This is a genomic window from Rhodanobacter sp. UC4437_H4 (genome assembly GCF_052978425.1).
In genome coordinates this window covers 1,124,825-1,139,304 of the sequence record NZ_CM129673.1, presented here as the reverse complement: position 1 = coordinate 1,139,304, position 14,480 = coordinate 1,124,825, and the positions used below count along the sequence as shown (strand labels likewise).

Genomic DNA, 14,480 nt, shown 5'->3' with positions numbered 1-14,480 from the left:
GGGTGGCACATACCTCGGGGGTAGATGATCCATGCACACTTTTCGACGAAATGCGTTGCACGCGGCACTACTGCTGGCCGGTTGCGTGATCGCCACGCCCAGCCTTGGCCTGGCCAACGATGCCGCCGTACCGGCGGGCGCCCAGGCTCAAGGCGAGTCGCAGGGCAACGATGGCCAGGCCGCCACGACGACGGGCGCCCAGAAGGAAAAGGCGGTGGATCTGCAGTCGGTGGTGGTGACCGGCAACATCGGTTACCGCAACCACATCGACGTGCCTGCGCCGGTGCTGGTCTACGATCAGCAGTTCTTCGCCAAGTTCGAGCCGGTCTCGGTGGGCGACCAGCTGCGCCGCGTGCCGGGCATCGCCTTCGTCGGCGACATCGGCGAGTCGGTGGCGCCGGAGATGCGCGGCCTGGGCAACGGCTACACCCAGATCCTGGTCAATGGCCGCAGTGTGCCGGGCATCGGCAACGACCGCTCGGTGGCGGTGGATCGCATCCCGGCCGAGATCATCGACCGCATCGAGATCGTGCGTTCGCCATCCGCCGATTTCGACAGCCAGGGCGTGGGCGGCACCATCAACATCATCCTGAAAGACGGCGCGACCCTGCCGCCGGGCGTGATCGCGCGCATCGGAGAAACGTGGGACAAGAAGACCGGACGGATCCGTCCGAATGCGTCGGTATCCTGGTCCGGCCGCAATGATGCGGACACGGTGTTCTATTCGCTCACCGTCGATGCGCAGAAGCGCTTCAACGAAAAGCACGCGATCCAGGAAGTGGTCGACAGCAGCACGGCCGGCTTTGCCGACGAGGTCGCCGCCCACGGCAACGGGCACAGCCTGCAGAGCTGGGACGACATATCCAGGTCCCGCGCCGCCTCGCGCGAGGAGCAGGGCGATCAGCGCGACTCGAAGGATCTTTCCTTCAATGGCGACGTGACCTTCCGCATGTCCGACAACTCCACCCTGCGACTGGATGCGTTCGCGCTGAAGACCCGCCGCACCGAACACGAGGACACCCGTACCTACGAGGGAGACGGCAGCGTCGGCGGACTGGACCTGGCCAATCCGGAGTTCAAGTACGAGACCACGCCGATCGACGAGGACAGCTACGGCCTGTCAGCCCTGTTCGACACCTCGTTCAACGAGAACACCGATTTCGAGGCCTACTTGGCCCGCAACACCACCAAGGGCAGCGAGGTCAAGCACTACTTCAAGGACACGCCGGACAAGAAGGACAAGATCAAGGGCACCGCGGCCGACGACAAGAACTGGCAAGGCGATACCTCGATCACCCGGCGCATGCCGGACCTGGCCCGTTCCATGGGCATGGATGCCGCCACGCTGAAGGTGGGCGTGCAGCTGAAGAACAAGGACCGCACCTTCACCAGCACGCAGATCTCGGGGTTGAGCAAGTCCAAGCAGAAGGGCACCGATGGCCGCTTCGACTACAAGGAGGATCGCTTCGACACCTTCGCCAAGGTGGATTGGGAGATCAACCCGCGGCTCACGGTGACCACTGGCGTGCGCGGCGAGAAGACCCGCACGACGCAGGACTACATCACCGTCGACACCGAGAACGGCGCTCCGGTGGGGCAAAGCACCGGCCACGCCAGCAGCCATGAATTCATGCTCAACCCGTCCGGGCACCTGCAATGGAAGGTGACTGATCACGACCAGCTGCGCTTCAGCGTGGCGCGAACCGTGCGCCGCCCCAGCGTCGACCAGTTGGTGCCGTCGGTGACGGTCGAGTCGCCTGGCGACTACGACGTGACGATGGGCAACCCGAACCTGAAGATGGAGCGCGCGCTCGGCTTCGACCTCGGCTACGAGCGCACCATCGGCCGCAACGGCGTGATCGGCATGAACCTGTTCCAGCGCAACGTCTCCGACCTGATCGGCCTGGTCCGCACCACGCGGCCGGTGACCGACGCCGGCCAGGACCCGGACGACTTCCCCGGCGGCCTGTACACCTACCAGAACCTCGGCAGCGCCAAGGTGCGCGGCGTCGAGTTCGACATGTCGATGCCGCTGAGCTTCATGGGCATGGAACACACCGGCATCTTCGGCAACTACACCCGGCTGTTCTCCGAGCGGCTCAATCCGATCACCGACCGCGACACCACCATCGACGACCAGCCCTCCTACGTCTACAACGTGGGCGTGACGCAGGACATCCCGGCGTGGAAGGCGGCGTTCGGCGCCAGCTACCAGAAGCAAGGCCCGGCCTACCAGCACAACTCGCCCGGCGAGATGCAGACGACGACGTACGGAGGCAACCTGGAGATCTTCCTGGAGAAGCGACTCGGCAAGGCGTTCGTGCTGCGCCTGACCGGCAACAACCTGCTCGATTCGTGCAGCCAGCAGCTGGAGCAGGATTTCGCCGGCGACGACGCGGCCGAGATGATGGCCAACAACCGTGCGTACAACGTGGACTTCATGGAGCTCGAGCGCGAGTGCTCTTCGCCGCGCTGGTCGCTCACGCTGCGCGCGGTGTTCTGATCGGCGGGCGGCGGACCTGCCCCGGCCGCGTGCCGGAGGCGGCCGCCGCCACGCCAGGCAGTTCCGTCCCCACGGTTCCTGGCGGCGATCCACTCCCCCGGATCGCCGCTTTTTTTTCCACCACCGGCAACATCCGATGCATGTGGAGCAGACCATGTCGCTGAAACGTCCGAACATCCTCTGGCCCGCGCTGGCAGGCATCACCCTGGCCCTGGCCGGGCTGGGCGGCTGCGCGCAATCGCCGCCGGGCGAGCCGGCCGTTGCCGCCAGCGATGCACCGGCCGCCGCATCCGGCACGCTGAAGCTGGAACGCGTGGTGATGCTGATGCGCCACGGCGTGCGCCCGCCGACCAAGCCGCAGGTGACCCCGGAAGGCACCCATCCGCAACCGTGGCCGAGCTGGGACGCCGGCTACGGCGAGCTGACAGGGCATGGTTATGACGCGATCCGCCTGCTCGGCCAATGGGACCGCGGCAACTGGGTCGCCCGCGGCCTGCTGCCGGCCGAGGGTTGCCCGTCGGCGGAGGCGGTGAAGGTGGCTGCCAGCGCCAAGACGCGCACCCAGGACACCGCGCGCGCACTGCTCGAGGGCATGGCGCCGGGCTGCGGCATCCACGTGGCGTACCCGGCCAAGGCCGACGACATCGAGTTCCACCCGTTCTCGACCGGCGCCATGATGCTCGACCGCGGCAAGGCGCTGGCCGCGGTGCAGGCGCTGGTGCCTGCCGGTGGCATGGCCGCCGAGGTCAAGGCGCAGGCGCCGCTGTTCGCCTTGCTCAACAAGGCGATGGGCTGCACGCCGGGGGCGGCCTGCGACATGTCGCGCATGCCGGCAGGCATCGACAACAGCGACGAGGAGCGGCCGAAGGTGGGCGATCCGTTCGGCATCGCCTCCACCGCCAGCCAGACCTTCCTGCTCGAATACCTGCAGGGCATGCCGATGAAGGACGTGGCCTGGGGCCACCTCACCCGCGAGCAGATCGGCGAGCTGCTGAAATTCCACGCGCTGAAGTTCCACTACGAGGGGCGCGCGCCCTACGTGGCCGCCCGCGCCGCTTCGCCGCTGGCCGCGCGCATGCTCGGCGCGGTGGAGCACGGCCCGAAGCTCACCGTGCTGGTCGGCCACGACACCAACATCGCCGACCTCGGCGGCATGCTCGACCTGCACTGGCAGGTGCCCGACTACCCGCGCGACGATCCGCCGCCGGGCGGCGCGATCGGCTTCGAGGTGTTGTCCGATGCCGCCGGCAAGCAGTTCGTGCGCGCGTTCTACCGCGCGCAGACCATGGACCAGGTGCGCGAGCTGCAGAAACTCGACGCCGCCAACGCGCCGTCGTACCAGTACCTGCCGATCCCCGGCTGCGCCGAGCGCTGCCCGATCGCGGACTTCGAGCAGATCGTGAGCTCGAAACTGGTCGAGCCGCTGCGCAAGCCCGCGGCGGGTTGACGTTCACGAGAGCGGCGGGCAATGCCCGCCCTACGTGCGCCGCAAACCGTAGGGCGGGCACCGCCCGCCGCGCCTCGCGCAGAGCCGCGCCTCGCTCAGAGCCGCACCGGCGCCCCGCTCCTGATCGACTCGGTGGCCGCCTCGGCCAGCGCCAGCGCCGCGACGCCATCGGTGTAACCGACCGCGGCGGGCTGGCCATCCAGCATGTCGGCGAAGTGGTCCATCTCGCGGCGGTAGGCCTCGGCGTAGCGGTCGAGGAAGAAATTCTGCAGCCGGTCGCTGGCCACGCCGGCGTCGCTCCACACCTGGGTGGTGCTTTCCAGCACGTTGTCCGCGCGCACCATGCCTTTGGATGCAAACGCCTCGATGCGCTGGTCGTAGCCGAAACCGCTGCGGCGGCTGTTGGAGATCACGCAGAGCTTGCCCGAGGCGGTTTTCAGCACGGTGCGCGCGGTGTCGACGTCGCCGAGTTCGCCGATCACCGGGTCGACCAGGCAGCTGCCGGCGGCATACACCTCCACCGGCTCCTCGCCCAGCAGCCAGCGCGCCATGTCGAAATCGTGGATGGCCATGTCCTTGAACAGGCCGCCGGAGATGGCGACGTAGGAGGGCGGCGGCGGCGCGGGATCGTTCGAGGTGATCTGCAGGCTCTCGATGCTGCCGATGGCGCCGCTGTCCAGGCGCGCCTTCAGCGCCTGGAAGTTCGGATCGAAGCGGCGGTTGAAGGCGAGCAGCATGTTCGCCCCGGCCAGTGCCTTCGCGGCGCCGCGGGCGCGCGCGTAGTCCTGGTCGACGGGTTTTTCGCAGAAGATCGCCTTGCCGGCGGCCGCGGCGCGCAGGCTGTAGTCGAGGTGGGTGTCGGTGGAGCTGGCGATGATCACGCCGCGGATCGACGCATCGGCCAGCACCGCCTCCAGCGTGCCCACGGCGGTGTTCCATTTGCCGGCCAGCGCCTGCGCCGAGGCGTCGATCGCATCGACCACGGCGGCCAGCTCCAGCCGTGGGTGCAGCGCGGCGTTGCGGGCGTGGATGTGGCCGATGCGCCCGGCGCCGATGAGTGCGACTTTGTGCATGCTCGTGTCTCGCTCAGAGTTTGAAGACTTCGCCGTGCTGCGCGGACCATGCGCAGGCTTCGGCCAGGGTCAGTGCGGCGACGCCGTCGGCGTAGCTGGTGAAGGGTTCGGCGCGGCCGTGCACCACCTCGGCGAAGTGCGCGATCTGCGCGCGGTAGGCGTCGCGGTAGCGCTCGGCGAACGCCGGCATGATCGGCGCGCCGCTGCTGCCGGCCTCGGTGAGCATGTGTACGGTGTCCTGCGCCACGTTGTCGGCGCGGATCATGCCGGTGGCGCCGAATGCCTCGATGCGCTGGTCGTAGCCATAGCCGCTGCGCCGGGTGTTGGAGATCACGCACAGCCGCCCGCTGGCGGTCTTCAGCACGCAGCGCGCGGTGTCGACGTCGCCCTGGCGGCCGATCTCCGGGTCCACCAGGCAGCTGGCGGTGGCGTACACCTCGACCGGATCCTCGCCCATCAGCCAGCGCGCCATGTCCAGGTCGTGGATGGTGAAGTCCTTGAACAGCCCGCCGCTGGTGGGGATGAAACCCGATGGCGGGGCAGCGGGGTCGTGGTTGACCAGGTGCAGGGTTTCCAGCTTGCCGACCACGCCGGCATCCAGCTGCTGCTTGAGGCGCGCGAACTGCGGGTCGAAGCGGCGGTTGAAGCCGAGCAGGAAGCGCGCCTTCCCGAAGCGCGGCTGGGCGGCGCGCACCTTCTGCAGGTCCAGGTCGATCGGCTTCTCGCAGAACACCGCCTTGCCCGCCTCGACCGCGGCCAGCGCATGGCCCAGGTGCTGGTCGGTGGTGCTGCAGATCAGCACGCCGCCGATCGCCGGATCGGCCAGCGCCTGTTCCAGCGAGGCCATGCTGGCGCCGTGGGCACGGGCGAAGGCGGCTGCCTCGGCGCGCGGGTCGACCACGTATTTCAGGCGCAGGCCGGGTTGCCGGGCCGCGTTCGGGCCATGCACATGGCCCATGCGGCCGGCGCCGATCAAGGCAACGTCGATGCTGTCCAAGAGTAAACTCCCCACGCCGTTCGCGTTCAAGAAATGGAACTGATATTCCGTTTCAAAGTGTAATAGAATTTCCAGAAAGTTGTGCAATATTTCATCCGGCGCCCGCAGGGCGCAAGCACGAAGGAACCCCCATGGTCGAAATGGACGTGCCGCCCACCACCGCGGACGAATTGCGTACCGCCATCCTCGATCGCTATGAATCCCTCAGCAAACGCCTGCAGCAGATCGCCCGCTACGTGCTCGACGAGCCGAACGCGGTGGCGCTGGAAACGCTGGCCGTGCTGGCCGAGCGCTGCAACGTGCAGCCGTCGGCGATCGTGCGCTTCGCCAAGTCGTTCGGTTTCGACGGCGCCTCGCAGATGCAGCGGCTGTTCCGCGATGGGCTGCTCTCGGGCAACGCCGCGCTGGGCTACGGCGAGCGCGTGCGCCAGTTCAGCCAGAGCGTGGACGGCAAGTCGGTCGCCGACCCGGCCCAGGTGCTGGCCGAGTTCGTCGAGGGCAACGTGCTGGCCCTGCACAACCTGGCCGACGCGGTCGGCAGCCGCAACCTGGCCGCCGCGGTCAAGCTGATCGGCGAGGCCGAGACCGTCTACGTGGCCGGCTTCCGCCGCTCGTTCCCGGTGGCGGCCTACCTGGCCTATTCGCTGCACCAGGTGGACAAGAAGACCGTGTTCATCGACAGCATCGGCGGCATGACCCGGCAGCAGATCCACGCGATCACCCGCCGCGACCTGCTGATCGCGGTGAGCTACCACCCGTATGCGGAGGAGGCGGTGCAGCTGATCGAGGCGGCCTCCGAGCAGCACTGCAAGGTGCTGTCGATCAGCGACAGCCTGGTCAGCCCGGTGGCCAAGCCGGCGACCGTGGTGCTGCAGGTGCGCGAGGCGGAGATCCGCAAGTTCCGCTCGCTGTCGGCCTCGATGTGCCTGGCCCAGGCGCTGGTGATCGGCTATGCATTCGCCAGCAACGCGCCCAAGCGCAACAGCTCGAAGCTGCCCGTGCGCAAGCCGGCCAAAAAATGAAACGTATGTTGCTATTTCTTGGAAAATGGAATATATATTACGTGCACTCGGCGCGGTGGGCGCCGGGTACCCGTGAGAGAAGTGCATATGGAAGGGGCGCGGCGCCAGCTTGACCTGATCACCATCGGGCGGTCCTGCATCGATCTGTATGGCGAACAGACCGGGGGGCGGCTCGAGGACATGATGTCGTTCGCCAAGTACGTGGGCGGCAGCCCCACCAACACCGCCATCGGCGCCGCCCGGCTGGGCCTGCGCAGCGGCCTGGTCAGCCGGGTGGGTGCCGACCACTTCGGTCGTTTCATCCGCGAGCAGCTGGTGCGCGAGGGCGTCGCCACCGACGGCCTGGTCACCGACCGCGCGCGACTGACCGCGCTGGTCTTCCTCGGCATCCGCGACCCGGACACCTTTCCGCTGATCTTCTACCGCGAGAACTGCGCCGACATGGCGCTGTCGGTGGGCGACATCGACATCGACTTGCTGCAGTCGGCCGGCGCGGTGCTGATCAACGGCACGCACCTGTCGCAGCCGAACGTGTTCGAGGCCTCGGTGCACGCCTGCGAGCTCGCCCGCGCGGCGGGTGCGCGGGTGGTGTTCGACATCGACTACCGCCCGGTGCTGTGGGGGCTCACCGGCCGCGACATGGGCGAGAACCGCTTCGTCGCCGACGCCGCCGTCACCGCGCGGCTGCAGGAGGTGCTGCCGCTGTGCGACCTGATCGTGGGCACCGAGGAGGAGATCCACATCCTCGGCGGCAGCACCGACACGGTCGAAGCCCTGCGCGCGATCCGCGACAAGACCGCTGCGCTGCTGGTGTGCAAGCGCGGCGCGCTCGGTTGCTCGGCCTTCCCCGACGCCATTCCCGACAGCCTCGACGGCGGCGTGGTCGGCCGCGGCTTCAAGGTCGAGGTGTTCAACGTGCTCGGCGCCGGCGATGCCTTCATGGCCGGCTTCCTGCGCGGCTGGCTGCGCGACGAGCCGCTGGCAACCTGCTGCGAGTACGGCAACGCCTGCGGCGCCATCGTGGTGTCGCGCCACGGCTGCGCCCCGGCGATGCCGACCTGGGACGAACTGCAGTGGTTCCTCGGCGACCACGGGCGCCCGTTCCGCCTGCGCGACGACACGGTGCTGGAGGACCTGCACTGGTCGACCACCCGCGTGCACGTGCACGAGGACCTGACCGTGCTGGCGATGGACCATCGCAGCCAGTTCGAGGACCTGTGCCGCGAGAGCGGCGCCGACCCCTCGCGCATCGCCGCGTTCAAGGCGCTGGCGCTCAAGGCGGTGGACCGGCTGGCGCAGGGCGACGACCGTTTCGGCGTGCTGCTGGACGGCCGCTACGGCATGCGCGGGCTGGAGGCCGCGGCCGACCATCCCTACTGGATCGGCCGCCCGATCGAGTGGCCCGGGTCGCGCCCGCTGGCGTTCGAGAGCTCCGCCGACGTGGCCACCGAGCTGGCCACCTGGCCGCGCAACCACGTGGTCAAGTGCCTCGCGTTCTATCACCCGGACGACCCGCAGGAACTGCGCGAGCGCCAGGAGCGGCAACTGCTGCGGCTGCAGGATGCCTGCCGCAAGACCCGCCACGAATTGCTGGTGGAGATCATCGCCTCCCGCCACGGCGCGGTCGACGCGCACACCACCGCGCGCGCGATCCGGCGCCTCTATGATCGGGGCATGAAACCGGATTGGTGGAAGCTCGAACCGGCGGCCGACCTTGCCACCTGGGCGAACATCGAAAGCGCCATCCGCAGCCACGATCCGCGCTGCCGCGGCGTGCTGATGCTGGGCCTGCAGGCGCCCAGCGACGAGCTGGTGGCCTCGTTCCGCATCGCCGCGGCCAGTCCCATCGTCAAGGGTTTCGCGGTGGGCCGCACGATCTTCGCCGACGCCGCGGCGCGCTGGCTGGCCGGCAGCATCGACGACGAGACGGCGATCGCCGACCTGTGCGGGCGTTTCGCCGTGCTGGTCGACGCCTGGCGCGAGGCACGCGCGGCGGCGCAATTTCCACGCGAGGCGGTGTGAGATGGCGACCGTGCGACTCACCGCCGCGCAGGCCACCGTCCGCTGGCTGATGGCGCAATACGTGCGCGTCGACGGCGAGGAGCTGCCGTACTTCGCCGGCGCCTGGGCGATCTTCGGGCACGGCAACGTGGCCGGCCTGGGCGAGGCGCTGCAGGCCGTGCACGAACGCTTTCCCACCTGGCGCGCGCACAACGAGCAGGGCATGGCCCACGCGGCGATCGCCTACGCCAGACAGATGCGCCGCCGCCGCGCGATGGTGTGCACCACCTCGATCGGCCCGGGCGCCACCAACATGGTCACCGCCGCGGCGCTGGCCCACGTCAACCGCCTGCCGGTGCTGCTGCTGCCCGGCGACGTGTTCGCCAGCCGCCAGCCCGACCCGGTGCTGCAGCAGGTGGAGGATTTCGCCGACGGCACGGTCTCGGCCAACGATTGTTTCCGCCCGGTGTCGCGCTACTTCGACCGCATCGTGCGACCCGAACAGATCATGGACGCCTTGCCCAAGGCGCTGGCCACCATGCTCGACCCGGCCAGCTGCGGCCCGGCCACGCTCGGCTTCTGCCAGGACGTGCAGGCCGAGGCGTTCGATTATCCCGAATCGTTCTTCGCGCGCCGGTTGTGGCGCGAGCGCCGCCAGAACGCCGACGCCGGCGAGCTCGATGCGCTGGTCGCCGCGCTGAAGGCGGCAAAACATCCGCTGCTGGTCGCCGGCGGCGGCGTGCTCTACAGCGAGGCGGAAGACGCACTGAAGGCGCTGATCGAAGAGACCGGCCTGGCCGTGGCCGAGACCCAGGCCGGCAAGGGCGCGCTGGCCTGGGATCATCCCCACGCGCTGGGTTCGATCGGCGTCACCGGCTCCAGCGCGGCCAACGCCGCCGCCGCACGCGCGGATCTCGTCGTCGGCATCGGCACGCGGCTGGCGGATTTCACCACCGGCTCGCGCAGCCTGTTCGCCAACGCGCGCAAGGCACAGATCAACGTGCAGCCGTTCGATGCACACAAGCACGATGCGCTGGCCGTGGTCGGCGATGCGCGCACGGTGCTGCAGGCGTTGACCGCCGCCCTGGCCGGCTGGCGCGCGCCGGCGATCGCCGCCGATGAAGTAAGGGCCTGGAACACGGCGGTGGACGCCGTCACCGCGGCACCGGCCGCGGCGAATCTGCCCAGCGATGCCCAGGTCATCGGCGCGGTGCAGCGCAGCGTGGACGATGACGCGATCGTGGTGTGCGCGGCCGGCGGCCTGCCTGGCGAGCTGCACAAGCTGTGGCGTACATCGCGCAGCGGCGGCTACCACGTCGAGTACGGCTACTCGTGCATGGGCTACGAGATCGCCGGCGGGATCGGCGTGAAGATGGCCGCGCCTGATCGCGACGTGGTGGTGATGGTCGGCGACGGCAGCTACCTGATGCTCAACTCCGAACTGGCCACCTCGGTGATGCTGGGCCGCAAGTTGATCGTGGTGCTGCTGGACAACCGCGGCTACGGCTGCATCAACCGCCTGCAGCACGCCACCGGCGGCGCCGGCTTCAACAACCTGCTGGCCGATGCCGCGCACGCGGTGCTGCCGCCGATCGACTTCGCCGCCCACGCCGCCAGCCTGGGCGCGCTGTCCGAGCACGTGGGCACCATCGCCGAACTGGAATCCGCGATGGCGCGCGCCCGCGCCGCCGACCGCAGCTACGTGGTGGTGATCGACACCGATCCGCTCAAGGCCACCGAAGCCGGCGGCTGGTGGTGGGACGTGGCGGTGCCTGAGGTTTCCGAACGCCCCGAGGTCGAGGCCGCGCGCCGCGCCTACGAGCAGGGCATCCGACAGAAGAAGGATTTGTCATGAGCATCCGTTTCGGCGTCAGCCCGATCGCCTGGGCCAACGACGACATGCCCGAGCTGGGCGGCGACACGCCGCTGGACAGCATCCTGCACGACATCCAGGAGCTGGGCTTCGAAGGCGTCGAGCTCGGCGGCAAGTTTCCGCGCCAGGCGGACGCGCTGAAGCCGCTGCTGGCGAAGTACCGGCTCGACCTGATCGGCGGCTGGTACAGCGGTTCGCTGCTGGTGCAGTCCGCGCAGGACGAGATCGCCGCGCTGCAGCCGCATCTGCAACTGCTCAAGGCGATGGGCAGCACGGTGTTCGTGTTCGCCGAAACCAGCAACGCGATCCATGGCCAGCGCGGCACCGCCATGCGCGACACGCCGCAGCTGGGTCCGGACGAATGGCCGATGTTCGGCCAGCGCCTGACGGAGGTGGCCGACTACATCCAGGCGCAGGGCATCCGTTTCGCCTACCACCATCATCTCGGCACGGTGGTGGAACGCGCGGCAGACCTGCAGGCCTTCCTGCGCCACACCGGCGCGTCGGTGGGGCTGACCCTGGACACCGGCCACGCCGCGCTGGGCGGCATCGACGCGCTGGCGCTGATCGCCGCACACCCCGCACGCATCGCCCACGTGCATTGCAAGGACGTGCGCCGCGAAGTGTTCGACACGTTGCGCGCGTCCGGCGCGAGCTTCCTCGACGGCGTGCTCGCCGGCATGTTCACCGTGCCGGGCGATGGCGGCCTGGACTACGCGGCCCTGATGGCCGCGCTGGCGAAGATCCGCTACAGCGGCTGGATCGTGATCGAGGCCGAGCAGGACCCGGCCCTGGCCGATCCGCGCACCTACGCGCAACTGGGCCTGGGCACGCTGCGGGAGCGCGCCGCCGCGGCGGGGTTGCAATGATGACGTTTTCGACCACCTTTCGAGCACCCGTCATCCCAGCGAAAGCTGGACCAGCGCGAAGCGCGCAGAACGCCGATGAGGCGGCCCCGAAGGGGCGAGCGCAGCGAGTCATCCAGTGCCTTGGCTGTTCAAGGGCGCGGGGTCGCTGGACCCCAGCTTTCGCTGGGGTGACGAGCAAAGAGCGAGTTGCCCGAGGTACCCGCTGATGGCCGGCCTGCGCGTTCGCCCGCATTCTGCTGCCGCCGACGGCACCGTGCTGGAAGTGACCCCCGCCAGCGCCGGCTGGAATCACGTCGGGTTCAAGCTGGTGAAGCTGGCTGCCGGGCAGCGCCACGCCGGCGGCGAGGCGGGGCGCGAAGCCTGCCTGGTGATCGTCGCCGGGCTGGCGGATGTCGATGCGGGTGGTCGTCATTTCATGCACGTCGGTGGGCGCAGCAATCCGTTCGAGGATCGCGCGCCCGGCGCCGTCTACATGCCTGCCGGCATGCCCTGGGAGGTGATCGCCAGCGGCCCGGTGGAACTGGCCGTGTGCACCGCGCCCGGCACCGGGCAGGGCGAGCCGCGGCTGATCGCCGAATCGTCGATGAGCCGCGAAGTGCGCGGCGAAGGCACCAACACCCGCCACGTGCGCAACATCCTGCCGCAGACCGAGCCGGCCGACAGCCTGCTGGTGGTCGAGGTGATCACGCCGGGCGGGCACTGGTCCAGCTATCCGCCGCACAAGCACGACACCGCCGCGCCGGGTGCGGAAACCGCGCTGGAGGAAACCTATTACCACCGGCTCGACCCGCCGCAGGGTTTCGCCTTCCAGCGCGTCTACACCGACGACCGCTCGCTCGACGAAACCGTCTGCGTGGAAGACGGCGACGTGGTGATGGTGCCGCGCGGCTACCACCCGGTCGGCACGCCGCACGGTTACGACCTGTACTACCTCAACGTGATGGCGGGCCCGCACCGCCAGTGGATTTTCCGCAACGACCCTGCCCACGACTGGATTGTGCGGCGCAAGACCCCGTCGGGTTGACGTCGACTTCAAGTCCCCGAAATCCGATCACGCTGAGCGTAGCTTGCGTGAGCAAGCTGAGTCGAAGCGCCGCGTGGCGGCGCGCCCTTCGATTTCGGCGCTACGCGCCTGCGCTCAGGGAGATCGGGCGGATGGGTGCGGGTTCGGCAACAAACACATCATCAGGAGTGAGTCATGCGCACCATCGAACATTTCATCGACGGCCAGACGGTGGTCGGTACCTCCGGCCGCTACAGCGACGTCTTCGATCCCAACAGCGGCAAGGTGCAGGCGAAAGTCTCGCTGGCCAACGCGGCCGAGCTGGATCGCGCGGTGCGCAGTGCCGCCGCGGCGCAGCCGGGCTGGGCCGCGGTGAACCCGCAGCGGCGCGCGCGGGTGATGTTCGAGTTCGTGCGCCTGCTCAACGCGCACAAGCAGGAACTGGCCGAGCTGCTCGCCAGCGAGCACGGCAAGGTGGTTTCGGACGCGCACGGCGACGTGCTGCGCGGGCTGGAGGTGATTGAGTTCGCCTGCGGCATCCCGCACCTGCAGAAGGGCGAGTACACCCAGGGCGCCGGTCCGCGGATAGACGTCTATACGGCCCACCAGCCGCTGGGCGTGGTCGCCGGCGTCACCCCGTTCAACTTCCCGGCGATGATCCCGATGTGGATGTTCGGCCCGGCGATCGCCACCGGCAACGCGTTCATCCTGAAGCCGTCCGAGCGCGATCCCTCGGTGCCGGTGCGACTGGCCGAACTGATGATCGAGGCCGGCCTGCCGCCGGGCATCCTGAACGTGGTGCACGGCGACAAGGAGATCGTCGACGCGATCGTGGCGCACCCGACGATCAAGGCGGTGAGCTTCGTCGGCTCTTCCGACGTGGCGCAGTCGGTGTACGCCGCCGGCGCGGCGCATGGCAAGCGCGTGCAGTGCATGGGCGGCGCCAAGAACCACGGCATCGTGCTGCCGGACGCCGATCTCGACCAGGTCGTCGCCGACCTGATGGGCGCGGCCTACGGTTCGGCTGGCGAGCGCTGCATGGCGCTGCCGGTGGTGGTGCCGGTGGGCGAGGCCACTGCCGAGGCGCTGCGGGCCAAATTGCTGCCGGCGATCGCCGCGTTGCAGGTGGGCGTGTCCAGCGACCCGAGGGCGCATTACGGCCCGGTGGTGTCGGCGGCGCACAAGGCGCGCATCGAGGGCTATATCCAGCTCGGCGTGGACGAAGGCGCGGAGCTGGTGGTCGATGGCCGCGGCCTGAAGGTGCCCGGCCACGAGGGCGGCTTCTTCCTGGCGCCCACGCTGTTCGACCACGTGAAGCCGACGATGAAAACCTACCAGGACGAGATCTTCGGCCCGGTGCTGCAGGTCGTGCGCGCGCACAGCTTCGAGGAGGCGCTGCAACTGCCGTCGCAGCATCAGTACGGCAACGGCGTGAGCATCTTTACCCGCAGCGGCGACGCCGCGCGCGAATTCGCCGACCGCGTCGAGGTGGGCATGGTCGGCATCAACGTGCCGATCCCGGTGCCGGTGGCATACCACAGCTTCGGCGGCTGGAAGCGCTCGGGCTTCGCCGACCTCAACCAGTACGGCATGGACGGCGTGCGCTTCTATACGCGCACCAAGACGGTCACCCAGCGCTGGCCCAAGGGCGGCGAGGCGGTGGAGCAGAGCTTCGTGATCCCCACCTTGTGA

The 14,480-nt window shown here is 69.0% G+C and carries 10 protein-coding genes; 8 read left to right on the top strand and 2 right to left on the bottom strand.

Features of this window, described 5'->3' with window-relative positions:
- Positions 1–55: 55 nt before the first annotated feature.
- Both ACVCL3_RS05460 and ACVCL3_RS05455 read left to right on the top strand, forming a co-directional pair.
- A complete protein-coding gene (locus tag ACVCL3_RS05460) occupies positions 56–2,503 on the top strand; it encodes a TonB-dependent receptor plug domain-containing protein (RefSeq protein WP_447100658.1) in 2,448 nt (815 codons plus the stop codon).
- Positions 2,504–2,657: 154 nt separating this feature from the next.
- Entirely contained in the window at positions 2,658–3,950 is a 1,293-nt protein-coding gene (locus tag ACVCL3_RS05455; protein ID WP_447100657.1) for a histidine-type phosphatase, read from the top strand.
- Positions 3,951–4,045: 95 nt separating this feature from the next.
- On the opposite strand, the gene iolG (ACVCL3_RS05450) is transcribed toward ACVCL3_RS05455, so the two are convergent.
- Positions 4,046–5,023: an inositol 2-dehydrogenase gene (gene iolG, locus ACVCL3_RS05450; RefSeq protein ID WP_447100656.1), complete on the bottom strand. Its 978-nt coding sequence runs from the start codon at positions 5,021–5,023 to the stop codon at positions 4,046–4,048.
- 13 nt (positions 5,024–5,036) lie between these two features.
- Positions 5,037–6,020 carry an inositol 2-dehydrogenase gene (gene iolG / locus ACVCL3_RS05445; RefSeq protein WP_447100655.1) on the bottom strand — a complete coding sequence of 328 codons (984 nt, stop codon included), beginning with the start codon at positions 6,018–6,020 and terminating at the stop codon, positions 5,037–5,039.
- A 131-nt stretch (positions 6,021–6,151) separates the two neighbouring features.
- On the opposite strand from iolG (ACVCL3_RS05445), the gene ACVCL3_RS05440 reads away from it, so the two are divergent.
- From ACVCL3_RS05440 to ACVCL3_RS05415, 6 genes are all read left to right on the top strand, one after another.
- Positions 6,152–7,042, top strand: coding sequence for a MurR/RpiR family transcriptional regulator (locus tag ACVCL3_RS05440; protein ID WP_447100654.1), 891 nt, complete (start codon positions 6,152–6,154; stop codon positions 7,040–7,042).
- 72 nt (positions 7,043–7,114) lie between these two features.
- Entirely contained in the window at positions 7,115–9,064 is a 1,950-nt protein-coding gene (locus ACVCL3_RS05435) for a bifunctional 5-dehydro-2-deoxygluconokinase/5-dehydro-2-deoxyphosphogluconate aldolase (protein WP_447107246.1), read from the top strand.
- Position 9,065: 1 nt separating this feature from the next.
- On the top strand, positions 9,066–10,898 hold the full coding sequence (gene iolD / locus ACVCL3_RS05430) for a 3D-(3,5/4)-trihydroxycyclohexane-1,2-dione acylhydrolase (decyclizing) (RefSeq protein WP_447100653.1): 1,833 nt from the start codon (positions 9,066–9,068) through the stop codon (positions 10,896–10,898).
- Positions 10,895–11,785: a myo-inosose-2 dehydratase gene (gene iolE, locus ACVCL3_RS05425; RefSeq protein ID WP_447100652.1), complete on the top strand. Its 891-nt coding sequence runs from the start codon at positions 10,895–10,897 to the stop codon at positions 11,783–11,785. Before iolD ends, iolE begins: the two co-directional genes overlap by 4 nt.
- 205 nt (positions 11,786–11,990) lie before the next feature.
- Positions 11,991–12,809, top strand: a complete 819-nt coding sequence (iolB, locus tag ACVCL3_RS05420; RefSeq protein ID WP_447100651.1) for a 5-deoxy-glucuronate isomerase — start codon at positions 11,991–11,993, stop codon at positions 12,807–12,809.
- A 174-nt stretch (positions 12,810–12,983) separates the two neighbouring features.
- Positions 12,984–14,480 (top strand): CoA-acylating methylmalonate-semialdehyde dehydrogenase, encoded by a 1,497-nt coding sequence (locus tag ACVCL3_RS05415; RefSeq protein ID WP_447100650.1) that lies wholly within the window; start codon positions 12,984–12,986, stop codon positions 14,478–14,480.

What these genes read in the sequence shown, in the direction of transcription:
- ACVCL3_RS05455 (WP_447100657.1), top strand. Translation starts at nt 2,658, where the DNA reads ATGTCGCTGAAACGTCCGAACATCCTCTGGCCCGCGCTGGCAGGCATC.
- iolG (WP_447100656.1), bottom strand. Translation starts at nt 5,023, where the DNA reads ATGCACAAAGTCGCACTCATCGGCGCCGGGCGCATCGGCCACATCCAC.
- ACVCL3_RS05440 (WP_447100654.1), top strand. Translation starts at nt 6,152, where the DNA reads ATGGTCGAAATGGACGTGCCGCCCACCACCGCGGACGAATTGCGTACC.
- iolD (WP_447100653.1), top strand. Translation starts at nt 9,066, where the DNA reads ATGGCGACCGTGCGACTCACCGCCGCGCAGGCCACCGTCCGCTGGCTG.
- iolE (WP_447100652.1), top strand. Translation starts at nt 10,895, where the DNA reads ATGAGCATCCGTTTCGGCGTCAGCCCGATCGCCTGGGCCAACGACGAC.
- iolB (WP_447100651.1), top strand. Translation starts at nt 11,991, where the DNA reads ATGGCCGGCCTGCGCGTTCGCCCGCATTCTGCTGCCGCCGACGGCACC.
- ACVCL3_RS05415 (WP_447100650.1), top strand. Translation starts at nt 12,984, where the DNA reads ATGCGCACCATCGAACATTTCATCGACGGCCAGACGGTGGTCGGTACC.